The organism is Rhizobium sp. BK591, from assembly GCF_014195045.1.
GTDB lineage: Bacteria > Pseudomonadota > Alphaproteobacteria > Rhizobiales > Rhizobiaceae > Rhizobium > Rhizobium anhuiense.
On record NZ_JACIAZ010000001.1, the window covers coordinates 628,789 to 650,658 of the forward strand.

Sequence of the window (21,870 nt, forward strand, 5' to 3'; positions counted from 1 at the left end):
TGCGGAAATGCTCTATCTTTTTGTTTTTCCGCAACTCCGGACGCAAAACCGCTGTGCACTTGTGCTGGAATTGCTCTAGTGTCGGCAACAGAATCCCGAATGGAGACTCCTTGCATTGGTAGGCCGGTTCCTCGTCTTTCTGGGGGGAGTGATCGTCGTAGTGCTGTTTGTGGCGCTGCTTGCGCCACTGTTCATCGACTGGACGGATTTCCGCAAGAATTTCGAGGATCAGGCAAGCCGCATCATCGGCAAGAAAGTCACCGTCTACGGCACGGTGGACGCGCGCCTGCTGCCGTTTCCGTCGGTCACGCTGCACGACGTGCGCGTTGGCCAGGAAGTGGACGGCACGCCGATCGTCAAGGTCGAGCAGTTCTCCATGGATGCGGAACTCGCGCCTTTCCTGTCGGGCGAGGCGCTGATCTTCGACATGCGTGTCGTCAATCCGAAGGTGCGCCTGAGATTGCTCAAGGATGGCACGCTCGACTGGATGCGCGGCAGCCGCGCTGAAATACCGGCAAAGACCGTCGTTCTCGAAAATGTGCATGTCAGCGGCGGTGAAGTCGAGTTCGTCGACGACCAGTCGGGCCGCTCGCGCCGCATCACCGGCCTCAATGCGGAAATGTCGGCGAAGTCGCTGGCCGGACCCTGGCGCATCGAAGGCGATGCGGCACTCGACGGCGAGCACGGCAGTTTCTCGATCTCGAGCAGCCAGCCGGATGAGAAGGGCGTGCTGCGCATGCGCACGAAGCTTTCGCCGGACAAGCACCCCGTCAGCGTCGATCTTGACGGCGAGCTAAAGCTCGTCGACAGCAAGCCGAATTATCAAGGCCAGCTTTCGGCGGCGATCGAGACCCGCAACAGCGCCAGGCCGGCCGACAAGAATGAGCAGCCGCCGCGCGTCAAGGGCCGCTTCGAGCTGACCAACGAACGCATCCGCATTCCCGAATACCGGATGGAGATCGGCCCGACGGACGATCCCTATGTCATAACTGGCGAGGCGACGCTCGATACCGGCAATGCGCCGGAATTCCTGTTGACCGCCGACGGCCAGCAGATTGACGTCAACCGTATCGGCAATCAGGGCGCGGCCGGCAAGACGACGCGGGATGCGGCGGTTTCGGCGCGCCAGCGGCTGAATTCGCTGATCGATATCGTCGGGCAGGTGCCAATCCCGCAGGTGCCGGGCAAGGCGAGCGTCAAGCTGCCGGCCATCGTCGCCGGCGATACGACGCTGCGTGACGTGCAGCTGGAGCTGGAGCCGGCCGGAACAGGCTGGATGATCGACAGCGCCACCGGCACGTTGCCGGGGCGCACGCAGGTGGAAGGCAAGGGCAAGCTCCAGCTTCAGGGCGAAGCCTCCTTCAACGGCCAGATCGTGGTGGCTTCGAGCCAGCCGACGGGACTTGCCTCCTGGCTTGCCGGCTCGGTCGATCCGGCCATCCGGCAATTACGGCAGGCGGGCTTTTCCGCCAATGTCAGCCTGACGCATGAATTGCAGCGTTTCGAAAATCTCGAGATCGCCATCGGACCGGCGACGCTGAAGGGTCGACTGGAGCGCCAGGCGATTTCCGGCCAGACGCCGACGCTGTCTGTGGCATTGAATGGCGATACGCTCGATCTCGACGCGCTGCAGGCGCTGAGCGGGCTGATGACCGGTCAAGACGCCGGCGACAACGTGCTCGACCACAAGATCGCCGCCCAGCTCAAGGCGGACAAGTTCACCGCCTTCGGCGTCAATGCCGAGAATGTCGAGACCACCTTCACGATTGCCGATGGGGAGCTTGCCGTCGACCGGCTGTCGATCAAGAATATCGCAGGCGCCGAGCTGACGGCGACGGGCAGGGCGGAAGGTTCGCTGCTCGATTACAAGGGCGCGGGTGAGATTACCTTCAAATCCGCCGATCCCGGCGGCTTCTTCACTATGCTGCGCGAGCATCTGCCGCATCACCCGGTACTCGACCGGTTGGTGCGCAATGCCGGCTGGTACGGCAATACCGCGCTTCGCGGGGCGCTGACGCTCGGCGGCGACGAGGGCGACGCGCTGACGGTGACGCTTGCCGGCGTCTCGAACGGCAGCCGCGTCAATCTCGATTACCGCATGTCCGACCTCTTGGCGCTGACCGGCAACGGCACGACGAGCCTGGAGGCGACCCTCGAAAACGCCGTGCCGTCCATCCTGTTCGGCCAGGCCGGGCTCGACCCGCTGCCGGTCGATGTCGGCGCCAACGGCCGCCTGACGCTGAAGGTGAAGGCATCGGGCAACGATCCCGCCGATGCGGCGCTGACCTTTGCGACCGACCGGACCTCGTTCACCGCCAACGGCAAGGTCGATGTCCGGCCGGAAACCTTCATGAACGGCCGGATCGCCCTTTCGCTCGACAGCGCCGATATCGACCCATATCTGATCATGAACGGCATCGCCCTGCCGCAGACTGGGACGGGGCTGCCGTTCGGCCTGCAGGTCAATGCCGCCGTCGACAGCGACAAGATCGTCTTTTCCGATCTCAAGGGTCATGCGGCCGACAACGAATTTTCAGGCGGGCTGAGCTTCGACCGGAAGGCTACGAAGACGACGGCGAGCGGCGGGCTGACGCTTTCGAAGGCCGATGCCGGCTGGCTCGGCGAGGCAGTGTTCGGCCAGATCGTCGATCCGGCCAACGGTCAGCTGACGACGGCGCCGCTGGGACTGCCCATCTTCAAGGATCTCGACGTCAACGTGAAGCTGACGGCCAAGGAGTTCTGGCCCGGCCTGCCGGAAACTGCGGTGTCCGACTTTACCAGCAACGTCGCCTACAAGGGCGATGAGCTGCAGCTCAACGACATGGCCGGCAACTGGGACGGCGGAAAACTCTCCGGCAACCTGCTCTTCACCAATGCCAACGGCACCGGTTTCCTGCAGACGAAGCTTGCGCTTGCCGATTCCGATCTTTCCGGCATCGTCTGGCTGCGCGATGGCGCGCCGATCGCCAACGGCAAGTTCGGTTTGTCGCTGTCGATGGAGGCCTCGGGCAAGACGATCGGCGAGATCGCCAGCTCGCTCAATGGTTCGGGCGAATTGAGGCTCGGCGATACCAGCATACGCGGGCTGAACCTCGCCATCCTTCCGCCGCTGCTTGCCGCAACCGACACGATGCAGGAGCAGATCAATGCCGGGAAGGTGCATCCGATCGTCGAGACTTTGCTCAGCAACGGCGAGGCGAAGCTGCCGCCGCTCGGTATTCCCTTCAACATCACCGACGGCACGCTGAGGGTGCAGAATGTCACCGTCGCCAACGATCTCGCCCGCATCACCGCCGATGCGCAGATCGCGCTGCCGGAGGAACGGATCAGCGCGACGCTGGCTGTTGGCCTTAATCCCGGCACGGAAGCGCTTTCCGGCGCCGAGCCGGCGCTCAGGCTGAATTTTTCCGGCATGCTGCCATCGCCCGGCAAGACGATGGATGTGACCGATATCACCAGCTATCTGTCGCTGCGTGCCTTTGAGCGCGAGCGCCGGCGGGTCGAGCGGCTGCAGGCGATCGTGCTCGAAAAGCAGCGGCTGCGCCGCGAGGTGGCGCTCTACCGGTTCAACGACGCGGAGCGAGTCCGGGCAGCCGAGATCGAGCAACAACGTCGGGCGGAAGAAGAGCGGCTGCGCGCATTGGCGCAGGCGGCAGCGGTACAGAAGGCGGCTGCCGAGGCGGAGGCCGCGCGTGTGGCGGAAGCCAAAGCCAAGGCGGATGCGCAAGCAAGGGCCGCTGCCGAGGCGGAAGCGGCGCGCCGTAGCGGGCAGGCGCAGCCCGGTCCGCTCAATTTCGACCAGCTGCCGGGCGTTCAGGCGCAGTGACGGCGGATAGAATTTGATTCATGCAACGCGCCTCAGCTCTTTGTTTTCATTGATGTCGCCGTCACAAAGCGCCATGCGATCTTAAGCAATATGTATCAGGTCCGGCGGTCGCCGCCGGCCTTCGCCCAGGCGAGCACGTGGAGCCGCAGCGCCGAGGACAGGTTGCTGTCGGCAGGACGGTGGTCGTCGATCTCGGAGATCAGCGCGGCAAGCGGCATCGAGCGGCATGCGGCGATGGTCTTCAGCTCGGCCCAGAATTCATCCTCCAGCGAGAAACTGGTGCGATGGCCGTGCAATGTTGCCGAATGCTTGCGGATCATGAAGGCTGTTTCGCGTTTCGATCGGGTTCGAAGATCGATTCAAGGCGGCCGTGCAAGTGGTTGATTGCGGAATCCATTCCGGCTCTTCAAGCCGTCGGTGAAAGCGTCACGCGCCGTCGTCATCCGTTTCGATACGGCCGTCGCGATGGGCCTTGTCGGCCTTGTCGTTCAAGCTGCGGGTCAGCTGCTTTTCGACCTTGGTGCGGCCGAAGGAAATGCGGTTCTGCTCAGCCTGCTTTTCCTTTTCGGAGCGGGCCTGCTTCTTGCGGAACTGGCGCAGATTGATGATTTCGGCGCTCATGCGGTTGCCTGAATTCCCTATGAAAAAGGGAGGCTTGGCCTCCCTTCAAATCACTGCTTCTTGCGGAAGGAGTCGAGCGAGACGACGGAGCCCGGCTTCTTCTCTTCGCCGTCGGCAGGTTTCGCGCCCGCCGCGTCATCGGGCTTTGCAGCCGCATCGACAGGATAAGCGGTGATCTCGCCTGATGGCAGCTCCTCGCCATCGGCCAGCGGCACGTCGAATTCGAGTTCGAAATTGACAGAGGGATCGTAGAAGCCGCGGATCGCATTGAACGGGATGACCAGCTTTTCCGGAACGTCTGAGAAGGAAAGGCCGATCTCGAAATGCGTCTCGGTGATCTTCAGGTCCCAGAACTGGTGCTGGATGACGATGGTCATCTGCTCGGGATATTTCGACTTCAGGTGCTGGGAGATGCGTACGCCGGCGGCACCCGTGAGGAAGGTGATGAAGAAGTGATGGTCGCCAGGCAGACGGCCGGTCGCGCCGACTTCCGCCAAAACCTTGCGGATGACGCCGCGAAGTGCATCCTGTGCCAGAATGTCGTAGCGGATATGATCCTGCCCCATGCTTTTCCTGTCTTTCGTCGGTTCGGAAGTCTTTTCACAAGGTTATATGCCACGTCCGGGCGCCTTGGGAAAGACCGGAGCCGAGTCACGTTTTGAAGCAGCATACATGATTTCGGCGGCAGGGAGAAGGTGAAGGCTTCTGTTGCCAGGTGCCTTCGGACCCCGCCTAGAGGTGCGAACCACTAGGACTTTGATTGAAGTGTCACACCGCGATTAAGCAGCGAGACGAGCTTCCGCATAGTTGTCGTTTGCAACTACAATTTTAGCCCGATAACGGCGGTACAATGCCGAGCAAAAAGACGATCTTTACACCCTTGTCGATCCTGTTTCGCCCCCATCAAAAGCCGGCCTTCGAGGCCGCCGGTTTTTGGTGGAGGCGCCGGGTACCGCCCCCGGGTCCAATAGGTTTATTACACCGCTCATTTATCGCCATAGCCGACCCGAAAGCCGGCAAGGGTGATATAGTGGTTTCCTCAGCCCAAGGAAAGGGCAAACGTCATAAAAGCGTTATGCAGCCCATCAGAAACATTGGGAAAATGCCCGGTGGCGATTGGTTTCCCGCCGCTGAGGGCTTAAATTGGGGCAAACGGAATCAGCGCGACATGAAGCAATATCTCGATCTCCTGAACCATGTGATGGACAAGGGCTCCGACCGGGGCGACCGCACCGGCACCGGCACGCGCTCGGTCTTCGGCTACCAGATGCGCTTCGACCTCGAAGAGGGCTTTCCTGTCCTCACCACAAAGAAGCTGCATCTGCGCTCGATCATCCACGAGCTTCTCTGGTTCCTGAAGGGCGAGACGAATATCCGCTATCTCAAGGAGAATGGCGTTTCTATCTGGGACGAATGGGCCGACGAAAACGGTGATCTCGGGCCTGTCTACGGCGCCCAGTGGCGCTCCTGGCCGGCGCCGGATGGCGGCCATATCGACCAGATCGCCAATCTCGTCAAAGGCATCGTCAACAACCCGAATTCACGCCGCCATATCGTCTCGGCCTGGAATCCGGCCGAAGTGGATGAAATGGCGCTGCCGCCCTGCCATTGCCTGTTCCAGTTCTATGTGGCCGATGGCAAGCTTTCCTGCCAGCTCTACCAGCGCTCGGCCGATATCTTCCTCGGCGTGCCGTTCAACATCGCTTCCTATGCGCTGCTGACGATGATGGTGGCCCAGGTGACCGGGCTGAAGCCCGGCGATTTCGTCCACACGCTCGGCGACGCCCATCTTTATCACAATCATTTCGACCAGGCGAAGCTGCAGCTGGCGCGCCGGCCGAAGCCGCTGCCCTTCATGCGCATCAATCCTGATGTGAAGGACATTTTCGGCTTCACCTTCGACGATTTCGAGCTGATCGGCTACGAGGCCGATGCCAGCATCAAGGCGCCGATCGCCGTCTGATCCGGGACATTCCATGGCCGACATCCGCAGGACCATCTTCGCCGCCGTTGCCCGCAACGGCATTATCGGCCGCGACGGCGATATGCCCTGGCGGCTTTCGAGCGATCTCAAGCGCTTCAAGGCGCTGACATTGGGCAAGCCCGTCGTGATGGGCCGCAAGACCTACGATTCGATCGGCAAGCCGCTGCCGGGGCGGCCGAATGTCGTCATCTCGCGGCAAGCGACGATAAATCATCCCGATGTCAGCATGGCGCAGTCGCTGCCGGAGGCGATGACGGCGGCTGAAAGGCTGGCGCTCGAAACCGGCGTCGATGAGATCTGCATTCTCGGCGGCGGTCAGGTCTATGCGCAGGCGATCGGCCTTGCCGACCGGATGTGCATCACGCATGTCGAGGCCGATCTCGATGGGGACGCCTCATTTCCCGCCATCGATCCCGATATTTGGCAGGCGGGGGAGTCTATCGCGGTTCCGGCCGGCGAGAAAGACAGCTATCCCACGCGTTTCGTCGTCTATGAACGCCGACACGCCTGAAAATGAACTATTTTCCAATTAAATTGACCAAGTTTCCCACGTTGCGTTGAAAGCCGATGCGGCGATACCTATAACGGTCACCAACGCATCCGCCGGTCAGCCCCCACGGTTCCGGATGTGTGGAAGACTTAACGAACAACGAGGTTTTGATGCCCTGGAGCAATCAGAATGGCGGCGGCGGCCCTTGGGGCGGCGGCGGCGGTAATAATCAGGGACCATGGGGCCAGGGGCCGAACCGCCCGCGCGGCGGTGGCGGCAAGGGCGGACCGCCCGATCTGGAAGATATCATCCGGCGCGGCCAGGACCAGCTGCGCAACATCGTTCCCGGCGGTTTCAACGGCGGCGTGGCGGTGATCGTCGTGGCGATCCTCGCGGTGTTCTGGCTGATCCAGTGCATCTACGTGGTGCAGCCGGACGAGCGCGGCGTCGAGCTGCGGTTCGGCAAGCCGAAGGAAGAGATCTCGATGCCCGGCCTGCATTTCCATTTCTGGCCGATGGAAACCGTCGAGACGGTCAAGGTGACCGTGCAACAGCTGAATATCGGGGCGACCTCGGCCTCGTCTTCGAACGGCCTGATGCTGTCCAGCGACAAGAGCGTCATCAACGTGCAGTTCGCCGTCTTCTACACGGTCAGTGATCCGAAGGCCTATCTCTTCAACGTCGAAAATCCGGCAGAGACCCTGCAGCAGGTTTCCGACAGCGCCATGCGCGAAATCGTCGGCCGGCGTCCGGCCCAGGACGCCTTCCGCAGCAATCGCCAGCCGATCGAAGTGGATGTACTCAACATTCTGCAGGATACCATGAACCGCTATGGCGCCGGCGTGACCGTCACCGGCGTGACGATCCAGAACGTGGCGCCGCCGCGGGAAGTCGCCGATGCTTTCGAAGAGGTGCAGCGTGCCGGCCGTGACCGCGATAGCACGATCGAAGAGGCCAATCGCTACACCAACCAGAAGCTTGGCCAGGCGCGAGGCGATGCGGCCAGAATCCGTGAAGATGCCGCCGCCTACAAGGACCGTGTCGTGAAAGAGGCGGAAGGTGAAGCGCAGCGTTTCACCGCGATCAACGACGAATATTCCAAGGCGCCTGACGTGACCCGCAAGCGGTTGTACCTCGAAACGATGGAGCAGGTGCTGAAGAACTCGAAGAAGGTCATCATCGATGAGAAGCAGGGCGTGTTGCCCTATCTGCCGCTCAACGAGCTCGGCAAACCGGCGCAGCAGGGAGGTTGAGTCATGACATCGAACAGACTTCCCATCATTCTCCTCATCCTCGCCATCGTGCTGGTCGGGCTCTATTCGTCCATCTTCGTGGTGAATGCGCGCGAGCAGGCCATTGTCGTCCGTTTCGGCCAGATCCAGTCGGTCAAGACCGAGCCTGGCATTTATTTCAAGCTGCCGTTCGGCTTCATGGATGCCGACCGCGTTCAGTTGGTCGAAAAGCAGGCGCTGAGGCTCGATCTCGACAATATCCGGGTTCAGGTCCAGGACGGCCAGACCTTCGACGTCGATGCCTTCGTGATCTACAACATCTCGGATGTCCGCCGTTTCCGCGAGACGGTATCGGGTGATCGCGAGGCCGCGGAAGCGCGGCTGAGGGCGCAGCTCGATTCATCGCTTCGCCGCGTCTACGGTCTGCGTGACTACAATGCCGCACTCTCGGAAGAGCGTGTCGCGATGATGCTGGAAATTCGCGACGACCTGCGCACAGATGCCGAAAATCTCGGCCTGCATATAGACGACGTTCGCATCCGCCGTACCGACCTTTCGCCGGAGGTTGCGCCGAACACCTATAATGCCATGCGTTCGGAACGCCTTGCCGAGGCCGAGCGTATCCGTGCCGAAGGCAATGAGGAAGGCCAGCGGCGCCGGGCCGTCGCCGACCGCCAGGTTGTCGAGCTCACCGCAGGCGCCCAGCGCGATGCGGAAATCCTTCGGGGCCAGGGCGATGCCGAACGCAACCGCGTCTTCGCCGAAGTGTTCAGCAAGGATCAAGCCTTCTTCGAGTTCTATCGCTCGATGGCGGCCTATTCCTCGGCCCTTTCGTCGCAGGACACGACGCTGGTGCTGTCGCCGAATTCGGAATTTTTCCGCTTTTTCGACAATGCCGCCGGCACTCTGCAGCCGTCGCCGGCAAATCCGGCCGCACCGGCTGCGGCTGCTCCCGCAGCACCCGCCCAGCCGGCGAACTGACGGCAGGGATGCCGATCGCATCCCGACAATCCTCGAAGGGCCGGCCCGAGTGCCGGCCCTTTTTTCGTGGGATGATTGAGATGATCCGGCATTTGCGAGGCCACGTCACATTGCACGGGGATTTCGCGAAAAGGTGATTTCACCCTCCATCATTCCGCCTTATGCTGGTGCTCAATGTGCGCATTTACCCCTTATGAGGAAGCTTGATGGCCCCCACGAAACGCTCGCCCTTCAGACGAACGCTCGCGCTTATGGCCAGCGCTGCAATTCTTGCGCATGCCGGCATGAACGGGATTGCCTATGCGCAAACCGCACCTGAGACGACCGCTCCCGGGGTTGTCACGCCCGCTCCGGCTGCTCCGGAGGCGGCTGCTCCTACGCCCACGCCGCCCGCACCCGGCGCGCCACAGCAGATCGCCCCGATCCAGGCCGTCACGCCAAACAACGGCCCGGCTTCGGTCGCCGATCTCGCCGAGGGGCTGCTCGATGCCGTGGTCAATATCTCGACCTCGCAGAATGTGAAGGACGACGAGGGGGCCGGCCCGGCGCCGCGTGCACCCGACGGCTCGCCGTTCCAGGAGTTCTTCAACGATTTCTTCAACAAGCAGCAGGGCAACAAGGGCGGCAATCACAATGTCAGCTCGCTCGGCTCCGGCTTCGTCATCGATCCGGCCGGCTATATCGTCACCAACAATCACGTGATCGAGGGCGCCGATGACATCGAGATAAATTTCGCCAATGGTTCGAAACTCAAGGCGAAGCTGATCGGCACGGATACGAAGACCGATCTTTCCGTGCTGAAGGTCGAGCCGAAGGCGCCGCTGAAATCCGTGAAATTCGGCGATTCCAGCACGATGCGCATCGGCGACTGGGTGATGGCCATCGGCAATCCGTTCGGCTTCGGCGGTTCGGTGACGGTGGGCATCATTTCCGGCCGCGGCCGCAATATCAATGCCGGCCCCTATGACAACTTCATCCAGACGGATGCGGCGATCAACAAGGGCAATTCCGGTGGACCGCTCTTCAACATGAAGGGTGAAGTGATCGGCATCAACACGGCGATCATCTCGCCGAGCGGCGGTTCGATCGGCATCGGCTTCTCGGTGCCGTCGGAGCTTGCGTCCGGCGTCGTCGACCAGCTGCGCGAATATGGCGAGACGCGGCGCGGCTGGCTCGGCGTGCGCATCCAGCCGGTGACCGACGATATCGCCGACAGCCTCGGGCTCGACAGCGCAAAGGGCGCGCTGGTCGCCGGCGTCATCAAGGGCGGGCCCGTCGACGACGGCTCGATCAAGGCGGGCGACGTCATCTTGAAATTCGACGGCAAGACCGTCAGCGAAATGCGCGACCTGCCGCGCGTCGTGGCGGAAAGCACGGTCGGCAAGGAAGTCGACGTGGTGGTGCTGCGCGACGGCAAGGAGCAGACCGTCAAGGTGAAGCTTGGCCGGCTCGAAGACAGCGATCAGGCGGCCGCATCCGGCGATGCGGCGCCCGATGGCTCGCAGGACGACGGCGTAATCACGCCGGATCCCGGCGAAAACAATGACATGGACCAGCCTGACAGCGGCGATCAGGTCCAGCCCGAACCCGGCACGCCGGACCAGCATAAGGGTCAGGTGGCGCCGGATGCGGCAACGCCGAAGAACGTGCTCGGCCTGTCGCTGTCGCTTTTGAGCCCCGAGACGCGCAAGGCTTTCGGCATCGCCGAGAGCGTCGACGGCGTCGTCGTGACAGAGGTGACGCCCGGCTCCGCCTCGGCCGAAAAGGGGCTGAAGCCCGGCGATGTGATCGTCGAAGTGGCGCAGGAGTTCATGAAGTCGCCGGATGCGGTCGCCGCCAAGGTGCAGGCGCTGAAACAGGAAGGCCGCCGCAACGCCCAGCTTATGATCGCATCGGCGAATGGCGATCTCCGGTTCGTGGCGGTGCCGATGGAATAAGAAAGTTGCGGCGGTGGTGAATTACCGCCGTCGTCTCCAACTCTCGCCCATTCCTGTGACGAGCACAGGAATGAGGGTGTGCCACGTCGGTCTTCAAGCCGTCACGAAATCCGTCTTCCGGTAGCCCTGGATATAGAGCAGGGCTGTGAGATCACCGTGGTTGATGCGCATCTCAGCTTCCGCGGCGACGGCGGGCTTGGCGTGGAGGGCGACGCCGGCGCCGGCGAGGTGCAGCATGCCGAGGTCGTTGGCGCCGTCGCCGACGGCGATCGCTTCTTCCGGCGAAATGCCGAGGCGAGCCGAAATTTCGTTCAGCGCATCGACTTTCGCCTGCTTGCCGAGGATCGGTTCGGCGACGAAGCCGGAGAGTATGCCGCCGTCTTCGAGCAGCGTGTTGGCGCGGTTCTCATCAAAGCCGAGGGTGGCGGCGATGCGGCTGGTGAAGACCGTGAAGCCGCCGGAGACGAGGGCGGTGTAATGGCCTTTCGATTTCATGGTGGCGATCAGTTCCGGGCCGCCAGGGGTAAGTGTGATGCGCTTGGCGATCACTTCGTCGACGACCGACAGCGGCAGGCCCTTGAGCAGGGCGACACGCTCACGCAGGGCAGGTTCGAAGGCGATCTCGCCATTCATGGCGCGGGCGGTGATGGTGGCAACCTTTTCCTTCAGGCCGACTTCGGCGGCGAGTTCGTCGATGCACTCCTGGCCGATCATCGTCGAATCCATGTCGGCAATCAGCAGCTTCTTGCGGCGGGTCTCCTGCTCCTGGATGACGAGGTCGATCGGCGCGCCTGATATGAGCGCAAGGATATTGGCCTCGGCCGCCTGCGCATCCGTGCCGTCGCGCAGCGCGATGTCGCAGGCGATGCCGTCGGCCAGCCAATAGAGGCCGGAAGCCTTCACCACCTCGGCCGCCTGTTCGGCGATTGCGGGTGTCAGCACGGGATTTGACGGATTGGCAACAAGCGTGGCAACGAGGGCCATGATGGAAAACCTTCTGAGCACAGTGAACGCGATCCTGATAACCGGGCCGACCGCCAGCGGCAAGTCCGCGCTCGCCGTCGAATTGGCCAAACGCCATGACGGTGTCGTTGTCAACGCCGACAGCATGCAGGTCTACGATACGCTGCGGGTGCTGACGGCGCGGCCGTCGGAGGGGGAGATGCAAGGCGTGCCACATCATCTCTACGGCCACGTGCCGGCGGGGGCGGCCTATTCCACAGGCGCCTGGCTGCGCGATGTCTCGGCGCTGCTGCCGATGCTCAAGGCCGAAGGACGGCTGCCGGTCTTCGTCGGCGGCACGGGGCTTTATTTCAAGGCGCTGACCGGCGGACTCTCGGATATGCCCGGGATACCGGAGACACTGCGGCAAAGCCTCAGGGCACGGCTGCTGGAGGAGGGGCCGGACGGGTTGTATGCGGAGCTCGCTGACGCCGATCCCGCCACGGCGGCAAGTCTCAACCGCCAGGACGGACAGCGCATCGTCCGGGCGCTGGAAGTGATGAAGGCGACGGGGCGGTCGATCGCCGATTTCCAGGGCCAGTCGGGACCGGTGGTGATCGACGCGGGTGAGGCCCGCAAGATCGTCGTGCTGCCGGACCGGGCGGTGCTGCATCAACGCATCAACGGCCGTTTCGAAAAAATGCTGCAGCAAGGCGCCGAAGACGAGGTGAGGGCGCTGCTTGCGCTCGACCTGCCGGCCGAGGCGCCCGTGATGAAGGCAATCGGCGTGTCGCAGATCGCGGCGATGCTGAGGGGCGAGATGACACGCGACGAGGTGCTGGAGAAGGGTGCTGCGGCGACGCGGCAATATGCCAAGCGGCAGATGACATGGTTTCGCAACCAGATGGACGACAGCTGGGAACGGCTGATCGCTTAAGTGTCAGACCTGACGCGTGCCTTCCGCTCCAGTCATCTGCAGGCTCAGCAGTTTGGCGAGTTCGCCGACCGCCGCCCGCAGTTGGTCCGGAAGAAATCCGCCGAAGCCCAGCATCAGGCCGGGGCGCGTAGGCTCCGCAGCATACATCGGGGAGATAGCCCGCACGGCGAGGCCGGCCGATAGGGCGCGTGCCGCGAGTTGCACGTCGTCGGCCTGCTCGGGCAGCCACAAAAGAATATGCATGCCCTGGTCGCTCGGCTGAACTTGGAATCCCTTGGGCAAGGCCCGCTCGAGCGCTGCGAGCAGGACAGCGCGGCGTTCGGCATAGAGGCCGCGGATGCGCCGGATATGCGCCTCGAAATAGCCTTCCCGCATATAGGCCGCCAGAACATGCTGTTCTGCGATCGGCGAATGCCGGTCGAGAATGGCGCGGGCGCCGGCAAAGGCTTCTACGAGCGGAGGAGGGGCGATGACGTAGCCGAGGCGCAGGGAGGGGAAGAGCACCTTGCTGAAGGTGCCGAGATAGATGACGCGTGACGGACGCAATCCTTGCATCGAGGGAAACGGGTGTCCGGCATAACGCAGCTCGCTGTCGTAATCGTCCTCGACGATCCAGGCGCGATTCTGGTCGGCCCAGGCGATCAATGCATTGCGCCGCGCCATGCTGAGCGGCATGCCGATCGGATATTGGTGCGAAGGGGTGACGAATGCGGCGCGCGCCTGCGGACAGAGTTCGAGGCCGCGTTCCACGTTCATCCCCTGTGCATCGACGGGCAAGCGGTGCGTCCTTACGCCGAGATCGTCGAGCACTGCCGTCAGGCCGGGATAGGCGGGGTCCTCGGCCCATACCGGATCGTCACGCGAGAGAAGCACCCGGCCTGCCATATAGAGGCCTTGCTGGGTGCCCGATGTGACGATGACCTGTTCCGGCTCGCAATGAACGGCCCGCGCGCGCCTGATGTGGTCGGCAATGGCAAGCCTGAGCTCGTGCAGACCCATCGGGTCGTGGTAACCCGAGGGTGCGGCCTGTCTCGACGCGCGCACGCGATTGCCGAGGCGGCGCCAGGTGTCGTCGGGCGCAATACCGGACGCCGGGACGGCAATGGCGAAGGGAACCGGCGGGTGCGGGGTGAGCGCACGGGCAACGGCGATCAGCCGGGCAGCCGGGGGAGGCAGATCGACAGCATCAACGATCGGCGGTGCTGCCGGCGCCGGCATCGCGTCCAGGAGATGGGCGGCAACCCGAGTTCCGGCTCCGACCCGCGCTTCGAGATAGCCTTCGGCGACCAACTGATCGAACACCTCGACGACAGTGCCGCGCGCGATCTTCAGCGAAGCCGCAAGGCTGCGCGTCGAAGGAAGGCGTTCGCCTGGCCTCAGTTCGCCGCCGGCGATTGCGCTGCGCAGGCTCTGGGCAAGCTGGCGGCCGACATTGGCCGTTCGATCGATCGTGTTGAGCGACGGGATTTCGATGGTGCTGCGCCGTTTGGACATCGCAAAATGGTCTAGAGATTTTCTTCAAAAATGGTGCTTTATGGTGGACCAGTTTTCGAGGAAAAGGAAGCGGATTGGCTGCTCCCCGTATTCTTCGTTTCTGGGGGCCGTCCGTGGGCGCAAACTTCTGGAAATACGCAAATGCAGGATCTTCTCGTCGTCTATATCGCCTATGCAATTGCTGCAGGCAGTCCCGGACCAAGCAACATGGCCATCATGAATGTGGCGATGCGGCAGGGGCGTCGACCGGCGTTAGCCTTGGCCGCCGGGGTCATCACGATGTCGACATTCTGGGGGCTGATCGCGGTCACCGGCATTTCGACACTGCTGGTCCGTTATGCCCATGCCCTGCTGTTCCTCAAGGTCGCAGGCGGGCTGTACCTCCTCTGGCTCGCCTGGAAGGCGGCCCGCTCGGCAGCCGCCCCGGACAGGCCGGCAGGTGAGCTCGTCCGGCCTGACGCGCAACTCGGCATGCTCTATCGCCGCGGCGTTCTGATGCATCTCGGCAATCCGAAGGCGGTTCTGGCCTGGGTCGCGATCATGTCGCTCGGCCTTAAGCCCGGCGCTTCGCCAGAGATGGCCGTCACGGCGTTCGGCGGCTGCGTGCTTCTCGGGATCTCGATATTTGCCGGCTATGCCGTGCTCTTCTCGACGGCGCCGATGGTGCGCGGCTATGCCCGCGCGCGGCGGTGGATCGAGGGAAGTCTCGCCGTCTTCTTCGCCGGCGCCGGATCGCGCCTGCTGTTTTCACATTGACCGTTTTTCAGGATCGCATCATGTCTGTCGCTTCTCCGTTTCATGGTCTTTCGGCCTTTCCGCCAACGCCCGCCGATCGGGATGGCAGGGTCGACACCGAAGCTCTTAGCCGCCTGCTGGAGCGCCTGTGCGATGCAGGCGTCGCCTCGATAGGTCTTCTCGGCAGCACCGGGATCTATGCCTTTCTTGCACCTGAGGAGCGGCGGCGAGCCGTCGAGGCTGCGGTCGAATGCGTTCACGGCCGTATTCCCCTCGTCGTCGGCGTTGGCGCTTTGAGGACAGACCAGGCCCAAAACCTTGCGAGGGATGCCGAGGCCGCTGGTGCAGATGCGCTTCTGCTGGCGCCTGTATCCTATACGCCGCTGACCCAGGAAGAAGCCTATGGGCATTTCCTTGCGGTCACGGAGGCGGCGAAGCTGCCGCTTTGCATCTACAACAATCCCGGCACGACCCACTTCACCTTCAGCCGCGAGCTTCTGCAACGCCTGTCCGACCTCGAGACGATCAAGGCGGTAAAGATGCCTCTGCCTGTTGACGGCGATCTCGCAGGCGAACTGGCGGCATTGCGGGAGAAGACCGAGCTTGCGATCGGCTATAGCGGCGACTGGGGGGCGGCCGAAGCGCTGCTTTCAGGCGCCGATGCCTGGTACAGCGTCATCGGCGGCTTGCTGCCGCGCGTCGCCCTTGCGCTCAGCAAGGCCGCGATTGCGGGCGACAGTGGCGAGGCGCGCCGGCTCGATGCTCTCCTTCAGCCGCTCTGGAAAACGTTCAAGGAATTCGGAAGCCTTCGCGTGGTCTATACGCTGGTCGACATTCTTTCACTCGCTCGGGCAGAGCTCCCACGGCCTCTGTTGCCACTCGCATCGATGGACCGGCAACGGGTGCTCGACGCCGTCGGACCTCTAATGACGCTGGAGAGTGAGCTGAAGCGTCAATCCTTGTTGTAGAGGCTGCTCAGCGGTTTTTTCAGGATGCTTTCGCGCAGCGACGTGCCAGGCTCCCGGCGGGTGATCGCTGGCTGATCCGCCGGCGGCGCCGGCCGGGGAAAGACCGGCTCCTCGCGGCGCATCTCGCGGCGGAGCGCGTCCAGCCGGGGATCGATCGCCGGCACTGCAGCCGGATCCAGTCGCGGCGTTTGCGGCAGCAGTTCGCGTCGGTAGGATTCGAGCGGCGCGGCCGAAGAGGTTGGTGGTACGTAGGGCTTGGCGTCGAGATCCTCGTCGGCTGCATCAGCCTCGTCCAAGCTTGCCACGGATGCGGCATAGTTCTGCTGAAAATTCGAAATGTCGGGTCCGACGGTCACCGCCCGCATACGGGTGACGATCTTGCGCAGGTCGACCGTATCCGGATCTTCCTCGCTGTGCTTGCTATTGGCGCTGCTCGCCTTCGGCAGCAGGTTCTCCTCGACGCGGGAAAAGCGCATGCGCATCGGCACGCTGATCGCCTCGCCGAAAGCGATTGCCTCGCCATTGCCGATCGAGGAGATGAAGCTCGTCGTCGAGATCGACGAATTCGGGATGGCCGAGCGGATGATTTCCTGGTCTCGGTCGTTGGCAAGGCGCATGGCAAAGAGCGTCGAACACTGCGACAGGATCGTCTGGTCGAGCTCGCCCGGCCGCTGGGTGATGATGCCGAGCGAGACGCCGTATTTGCGGCCCTCCTTGGCGATGCGGGCAATTGCCTGGCGTGTCGGCACGAAGCCGAGGCTCGGATCGGAGGGAATGTAGCGGTGAGCTTCCTCGCAGACGACGAGCATGTGGATGGCGCCGTCGCTCCACAGCGCCACTTCGAAGGCCATGCGGCAGAGCACAGAGGCGACCGAATTGACGACCTCGGAGGGAATGCCGGCAAGCTGGAAGGTGCAGATCGGCCGGTTCTCGCCGGGGATGCGGAAGATCTGCGCGATGGTTTCGGTGATCGTGTCGCTGATCGTGTTGTTGGAGAACATGAAATGATAGCGCGGATCGTTGATCGCGGCGATGAGGCGCATCTTCAGCGACCGCAGGAAGGGCTTTTCCGAGCGGCCTTCCAGGCGGCCGATGCGTTCGTCGATCAGCGCCAGCAGATCGGCCATGCGGTAGGGAACCGGCGTATCGGCGGTGATCGAGCTTTTTTCCGTGGTGCGGCGCACCAGCGAGTTGTCGCTGCCGCGGAAGGCGCGTTTGGCTTCCGGCAGGATATCGCGCAGCATGTCGAGCTCTTCGGGCACCGGCGGACGGCCGCGAAAAACGACCTCGGCGAATTCCTCCAGCCGCATCAGCCAGAAGGGCAGGTCGAGTGTATCGGTATCGATGGTGACGGCGTGCTTGGGGAAGGCGGCGGCAAATTCATTATGCGGATCGAGGATCAGTACACGCAGCTTCGGATCCGCCTCGATCGCCTTGTGCAGGAGCAGCGAGACCGCGGTCGACTTGCCGACGCCGGTGGAGCCGACGACGGCGAAATGCTTGGAGAGCATCGAGGGGATGTGGATCGCCGCATCGATGCTTTCGTCCTGCGTCAGCTTGCCGATGACGGCGGTCGTACCCTCGCCGGCATCATAGATGCGCATCAGGTCGGCGGAACGGATGCGGTGGGCGATGGCGCCGAGATAGGGATAACGCGAGATGCCGGTCGAGAACTCCTCGGTGCCGTCCTCATCCACACGGACTTCGCCGAGCAGTTCGGTCTCGATCCGGAACGTGTTGTCTTCGCCTTCATCCCAGGCATGGCTGCCGGTGTTCATCTGATAGACGAGGGCGACGACACGGTTGCGGCCGACGCTGATCGAAATCAGCCGGCCCACGGACCAGAGTTCGGTAAGATCGGTGCCGCCCTGTTCGGCGACGGCGGCAATCGTCGCCCTGGAGCCGCTGCATGCAACGACGCGGCCGAGAAAGCGATTCCCCGGCGCATGGCCATCGCGGCGATCATGCTCGCCTACCTTGCCAGACGTGCGCAAGTCGTTGTTGAGCAAAGGGCTACTCCATGCGGTAGCGTATAAGAATAAAGTCGATCCTTTAACAAATCCTTCATCCTATCGATTTTCGGGGATACGGGCGCCGGGCAGTTTTTTATTGCGGCATGCGTTGACGCTGCGAAATTTTCTGTCTATCACTGCCGACCATGAAAATCGCAACGGCTCTTATCGTGGTGGGAAAGCGCATGGGCAGGATGGTGTAACCATCCGGCGATAGCCACCCATGCGCTAGATGACAGGCTCCTCCGGGGCCTTTTTTTATGCCCGAAATCAGGGCTTCCGGCCACAAACGCAAATCCCAGCATAAACGGAACAGACAGATGAGCACGGACAATCAGGCGGCAGGCAATCGGATGACGGGAGCGGAGATCGTTCTCAAGGCGCTGAAGGACAATGGCGTCGAACATATCTTCGGCTATCCCGGCGGCGCGGTCCTGCCGATCTACGACGAGATCTTCCAGCAGGAGGAGGTCAAGCACATCCTCGTCCGCCACGAGCAGGGGGCAGGCCATGCGGCCGAAGGTTACGCCCGCTCGACCGGCAAGGTCGGCGTCATGCTGGTAACCTCGGGTCCGGGCGCCACCAACGCGGTCACGCCACTGCAGGATGCGCTGATGGATTCGGTCCCGCTCGTCTGCCTGACCGGCCAGGTTCCGACCTCGCTGATCGGCTCCGACGCCTTCCAGGAATGCGATACGGTCGGCATCACCCGGCCCTGCACCAAGCACAACTGGTTGGTCAAGGACGTCAACGAGCTCGCCGCCGTCATTCACGAGGCCTTCCGCATCGCCCAGTCCGGCCGTCCAGGCCCTGTCGTCGTCGATATTCCGAAGGACGTGCAGTTTGCGACCGGCACCTACACACCGCCGGCCGACTACACGATCCAGAAGAGCTACCAGCCGAAGACCCAGGGCGACCTCAACCAGATCCATGCGGCGATCGAGCTGATGGCGAATGCACGCCGTCCCGTCATCTATTCCGGCGGCGGCGTCGTCAATTCCGGTCCCGAGGCTTCCAAGCTGCTGCGCGAGCTGGTCGAGCTCACCGATTTCCCGATCACCTCGACGCTGATGGGCCTCGGCGCCTATCCCGCTTCCGGCAAGAACTGGCTGAAGATGCTCGGCATGCACGGCTCCTACGAAGCCAACATGGCGATGCACGATTGCGACGTCATGGTCTGCATCGGCGCGCGTTTTGACGACCGCATCACCGGCCGTCTCAATGCCTTTTCGCCGAATTCGAAGAAGATCCATATCGATATCGATCCGTCTTCGATCAACAAGAACGTCCGGGTCGATATCGGCATCCGCGGCGATGTCGGCCACGTCCTCGAAGACATGGTCCGCCTGTGGCGGGCGCTGCCGAAGAAGCCGGAAAAGGGCCGGCTCGACGATTGGTGGACCGATATCACCCGCTGGCGGGCGCGCAACTCCTTCGCCTATACGAAGAGCAACGACGTCATCATGCCGCAATATGCGCTGGAGCGGCTCTACGCCCACACCAAGGACCGCGACACCTACATCACCACCGAGGTCGGCCAGCATCAGATGTGGGCGGCGCAGTTCTTCGGCTTCGAGCAGCCGAACCGCTGGATGACCTCGGGCGGCCTCGGCACGATGGGTTACGGCCTGCCGGCCGCACTCGGCGTGCAGATCGCCCATCCCGACAGCCTCGTCATCGACATTGCCGGCGATGCCTCGATCCAGATGTGCATCCAGGAAATGTCGGCAGCGATCCAGCACGATGCGCCGATCAAGATCTTCATCATGAACAACCAGTATATGGGCATGGTGCGTCAGTGGCAGCAGCTGCTGCACGGCAACCGCCTGTCGAACTCCTATACCGAGGCGATGCCCGACTTCGTCAAATTGGCGGAAGCCTATGGCGCCGTCGGCCTGCGCTGCGAAAAGCCGGATGAGCTCGACGACACCATTCTGGAAATGATCGAGGTCAGAAAGCCCGTCATCTTCGACTGCCGCGTCGCCAATCTCGCCAATTGCTTCCCGATGATCCCTTCAGGCAAGGCCCATAACGAGATGCTGCTGCCGGATGAAGCCACCGACGAGGCGGTCGCCAATGCGATCGATGCCAAGGGCCGCGCGCTCGTCTGACATTTTTAATTTGCGCATAATCCTTTCCGGAAATCGTTCCCGATTTTCGGGGGTATGCGACAGGGAAGAGGAAACTCAGGACCATGAACGCACATCTACAGCCCACGGGCTCCGCCTATTTCATCTCGCCGGAAACGGCGGCCGTCGAAAGCCACACGCTTTCGGTTCTCGTCGACAACGAGCCGGGCGTTCTTGCCCGGGTCATCGGCCTGTTCTCCGGCCGCGGCTACAATATCGAAAGCCTGACGGTCTCCGAGACCGAGCATCAGGCGCATCTTTCCCGTATCACCATCGTCACACGCGGCACGCCGCACGTGCTGGAGCAGATCAAGGCGCAGCTGGAGCGGATCGTGCCGGTGCATCGCGTCGTTGACCTGACGGTGCGCGCCCGCGAACTCGGCCAGGACCGGCCGATCGAGCGCGAGGTGGCGCTGATCAAGGTGATCGGCGAGGGCGACATGCGCGCCGAGACCCTGCGCCTTGCCGATGCCTTCCACGCCAAGGTGGTGGATGCGACGGTCGGTCACTTCATTCTTGAGATCACCGGCAAGTCGTCGAAGATCGACCAGTTTGTAGCGATCATGAAGCCGCTCGGCCTGATCGAGGTCTGCCGTACCGGCATTGCGGCGATGAACCGCGGTGTCCAGGGCATGTAGAGACTACAGCCCGGGCATGTAAAGATTACAGCCCGGGCATGTAAGCCCGCTGCTGAAATAATTGCGAAAGCCGCTGGAGATCAGAGCATCTCCAGCGGCTTTTTCTTTGCCGGCGGCGGGAAGGCGGCGTCCAGCGCCTGCCAGTCCTCGTCGGTGATATCGAGCGAGACGCAGTCGCGGTTTTCGGCCGCGCGTTCGGCATTCGAGGTCTTCGGGATGACGATGACGCCGTCGTGTTCCAGCAGGAAGGCGAGCGCCAGCTGGGCGGGCGTTGCCTGATAGGCCTTGGCAATACGGATCAGCTCGGGATGATGCAGGATATTTCCCTGCTCGATCGGCGAATAGGCCATGATGGGAATCTTGCGGCTCTGACACCAGGGCAGCAGGTCGAATTCGATGCCGCGGCGGGAGAGATTGTAGAGCACCTGGTTGGCGGCGACATTGGCGCCGTCGGGCACTCCAAGCAATTCCTGCATGTCGTCGGTGTCGAAGTTGGAGACGCCCCAGGCGCCGATCTTGCCGGATGTTTTCAGCATTTCGAAGGCGGCGACGGTTTCGGCGAGCGGGTAGTTGCCGCGCCAGTGCAAGAGATAGAGATCGATGCGGTCGGTGCCGAGCCGTTCGAGACTGCGCTCGCAGGCTTCGATCGTGCCTTTCAGGCTGGCGTTCCAGGGATAGACCTTGCTGACGACGAAGACCTCGTCGCGCCGTCCCCTGATTGCCTGGCCGACGATCTCCTCGGCGCCGCCGTCGCCATACATTTCGGCGGTGTCGATCAGTGTCATGCCGAGATCGATGCCTGCCTTGAGGCTTTCGATCTCGGCCCTGGCGTGGCCGGCATCCTCGCCCATGGCCCAGGTTCCCTGGCCGAGCGCCGGCACCGCCGTGCCGTTCGGGAATGTGATCAATGGAATCGGGTCGTCTTGCATAATTTTCTGTCCCTT

Annotated in this window: 18 protein-coding genes and 1 other RNA gene; 11 read left to right on the forward strand and 8 right to left on the reverse strand. The window is 62.7% G+C overall.

The window, feature by feature from the left end:
- Nucleotides 1-115: 115 nt before the first annotated feature.
- Nucleotides 116-3,826 carry an AsmA-like C-terminal region-containing protein gene (locus FHX10_RS02930; RefSeq protein ID WP_063474616.1) on the forward strand — a complete coding sequence of 1,237 codons (3,711 nt, stop codon included), beginning with the start codon at nt 116-118 and terminating at the stop codon, nt 3,824-3,826.
- Between the two features lie 95 nt (nt 3,827-3,921).
- Here the strand turns inward: FHX10_RS02930 and FHX10_RS02935 are convergent, their stop codons facing one another.
- The 4 genes from FHX10_RS02935 to ssrA form a co-directional block, all read right to left on the reverse strand.
- Entirely contained in the window at nt 3,922-4,146 is a 225-nt protein-coding gene (locus FHX10_RS02935; protein WP_047610860.1) for a ribbon-helix-helix domain-containing protein, read from the reverse strand.
- 106 nt (nt 4,147-4,252) lie between these two features.
- Nucleotides 4,253-4,447, reverse strand: a complete 195-nt coding sequence (locus tag FHX10_RS02940) for a DUF4169 family protein (RefSeq protein ID WP_047610858.1) — start codon at nt 4,445-4,447, stop codon at nt 4,253-4,255.
- A 50-nt stretch (nt 4,448-4,497) separates the two neighbouring features.
- Nucleotides 4,498-5,013: an SspB family protein gene (locus tag FHX10_RS02945; RefSeq protein WP_047610856.1), complete on the reverse strand. Its 516-nt coding sequence runs from the start codon at nt 5,011-5,013 to the stop codon at nt 4,498-4,500.
- Between the two features lie 128 nt (nt 5,014-5,141).
- Nucleotides 5,142-5,504: a transfer-messenger RNA gene (ssrA, locus tag FHX10_RS02950) on the reverse strand.
- 111 nt (nt 5,505-5,615) lie between these two features.
- Here ssrA and FHX10_RS02955 point away from each other — a divergent pair.
- The 5 genes from FHX10_RS02955 (at nt 5,616) to FHX10_RS02975 (ending at nt 11,071) form a co-directional block, all read left to right on the forward strand.
- On the forward strand, nt 5,616-6,410 hold the full coding sequence (locus tag FHX10_RS02955; RefSeq protein ID WP_063474617.1) for a thymidylate synthase: 795 nt from the start codon (nt 5,616-5,618) through the stop codon (nt 6,408-6,410).
- A 13-nt stretch (nt 6,411-6,423) separates the two neighbouring features.
- Nucleotides 6,424-6,942, forward strand: coding sequence for a dihydrofolate reductase (locus FHX10_RS02960; RefSeq protein WP_047610853.1), 519 nt, complete (start codon nt 6,424-6,426; stop codon nt 6,940-6,942).
- Nucleotides 6,943-7,091: 149 nt separating this feature from the next.
- Nucleotides 7,092-8,174 carry an FtsH protease activity modulator HflK gene (gene hflK / locus FHX10_RS02965; protein ID WP_047610852.1) on the forward strand — a complete coding sequence of 361 codons (1,083 nt, stop codon included), beginning with the start codon at nt 7,092-7,094 and terminating at the stop codon, nt 8,172-8,174.
- 3 nt (nt 8,175-8,177) lie between these two features.
- A complete protein-coding gene (hflC, locus tag FHX10_RS02970) occupies nt 8,178-9,134 on the forward strand; it encodes a protease modulator HflC (RefSeq protein ID WP_047610850.1) in 957 nt (318 codons plus the stop codon).
- Between the two features lie 206 nt (nt 9,135-9,340).
- On the forward strand, nt 9,341-11,071 hold the full coding sequence (locus FHX10_RS02975) for a Do family serine endopeptidase (RefSeq protein WP_063474618.1): 1,731 nt from the start codon (nt 9,341-9,343) through the stop codon (nt 11,069-11,071).
- Between the two features lie 93 nt (nt 11,072-11,164).
- Here FHX10_RS02975 and serB read toward each other — a convergent pair whose 3' ends face one another.
- Entirely contained in the window at nt 11,165-12,055 is an 891-nt protein-coding gene (serB, locus tag FHX10_RS02980; protein WP_047610846.1) for a phosphoserine phosphatase SerB, read from the reverse strand.
- On the opposite strand from serB, the gene miaA reads away from it, so the two are divergent.
- Nucleotides 12,054-12,950: a tRNA (adenosine(37)-N6)-dimethylallyltransferase MiaA gene (gene miaA, locus FHX10_RS02985; RefSeq protein ID WP_047610844.1), complete on the forward strand. Its 897-nt coding sequence runs from the start codon at nt 12,054-12,056 to the stop codon at nt 12,948-12,950. The two genes, serB and miaA, sit on opposite strands and share 2 nt — an antisense overlap.
- A 3-nt stretch (nt 12,951-12,953) precedes the next feature.
- Here the strand turns inward: miaA and FHX10_RS02990 are convergent, their stop codons facing one another.
- Nucleotides 12,954-14,444 carry a PLP-dependent aminotransferase family protein gene (locus FHX10_RS02990; RefSeq protein ID WP_063474619.1) on the reverse strand — a complete coding sequence of 497 codons (1,491 nt, stop codon included), beginning with the start codon at nt 14,442-14,444 and terminating at the stop codon, nt 12,954-12,956.
- A 141-nt stretch (nt 14,445-14,585) separates the two neighbouring features.
- Here FHX10_RS02990 and FHX10_RS02995 point away from each other — a divergent pair, with 141 nt between their 5' ends.
- Both FHX10_RS02995 and FHX10_RS03000 read left to right on the forward strand, forming a co-directional pair.
- Nucleotides 14,586-15,200 (forward strand): LysE family translocator, encoded by a 615-nt coding sequence (locus FHX10_RS02995; RefSeq protein ID WP_063474620.1) that lies wholly within the window; start codon nt 14,586-14,588, stop codon nt 15,198-15,200.
- A gap of 20 nt (nt 15,201-15,220) precedes the next feature.
- Entirely contained in the window at nt 15,221-16,147 is a 927-nt protein-coding gene (locus FHX10_RS03000; protein WP_063474699.1) for a dihydrodipicolinate synthase family protein, read from the forward strand.
- Here FHX10_RS03000 and FHX10_RS03005 read toward each other — a convergent pair.
- Entirely contained in the window at nt 16,132-18,156 is a 2,025-nt protein-coding gene (locus FHX10_RS03005; RefSeq protein WP_063474621.1) for an ATP-binding protein, read from the reverse strand. The genes FHX10_RS03000 and FHX10_RS03005 overlap by 16 nt on opposite strands.
- A gap of 323 nt (nt 18,157-18,479) precedes the next feature.
- On the opposite strand from FHX10_RS03005, the gene FHX10_RS03010 reads away from it, so the two are divergent.
- Together FHX10_RS03010 and ilvN are read left to right on the forward strand one after the other, a co-directional pair.
- Nucleotides 18,480-20,270: an acetolactate synthase 3 large subunit gene (locus tag FHX10_RS03010; RefSeq protein ID WP_047611753.1), complete on the forward strand. Its 1,791-nt coding sequence runs from the start codon at nt 18,480-18,482 to the stop codon at nt 20,268-20,270.
- A gap of 83 nt (nt 20,271-20,353) precedes the next feature.
- Nucleotides 20,354-20,926, forward strand: coding sequence for an acetolactate synthase small subunit (ilvN, locus tag FHX10_RS03015; RefSeq protein ID WP_063474622.1), 573 nt, complete (start codon nt 20,354-20,356; stop codon nt 20,924-20,926).
- Between the two features lie 80 nt (nt 20,927-21,006).
- On the opposite strand, the gene FHX10_RS03020 is transcribed toward ilvN, so the two are convergent.
- Nucleotides 21,007-21,855 (reverse strand): aldo/keto reductase, encoded by an 849-nt coding sequence (locus FHX10_RS03020; RefSeq protein WP_063474700.1) that lies wholly within the window; start codon nt 21,853-21,855, stop codon nt 21,007-21,009.
- Between the last annotated feature and the right edge of the window lie 15 nt (nt 21,856-21,870).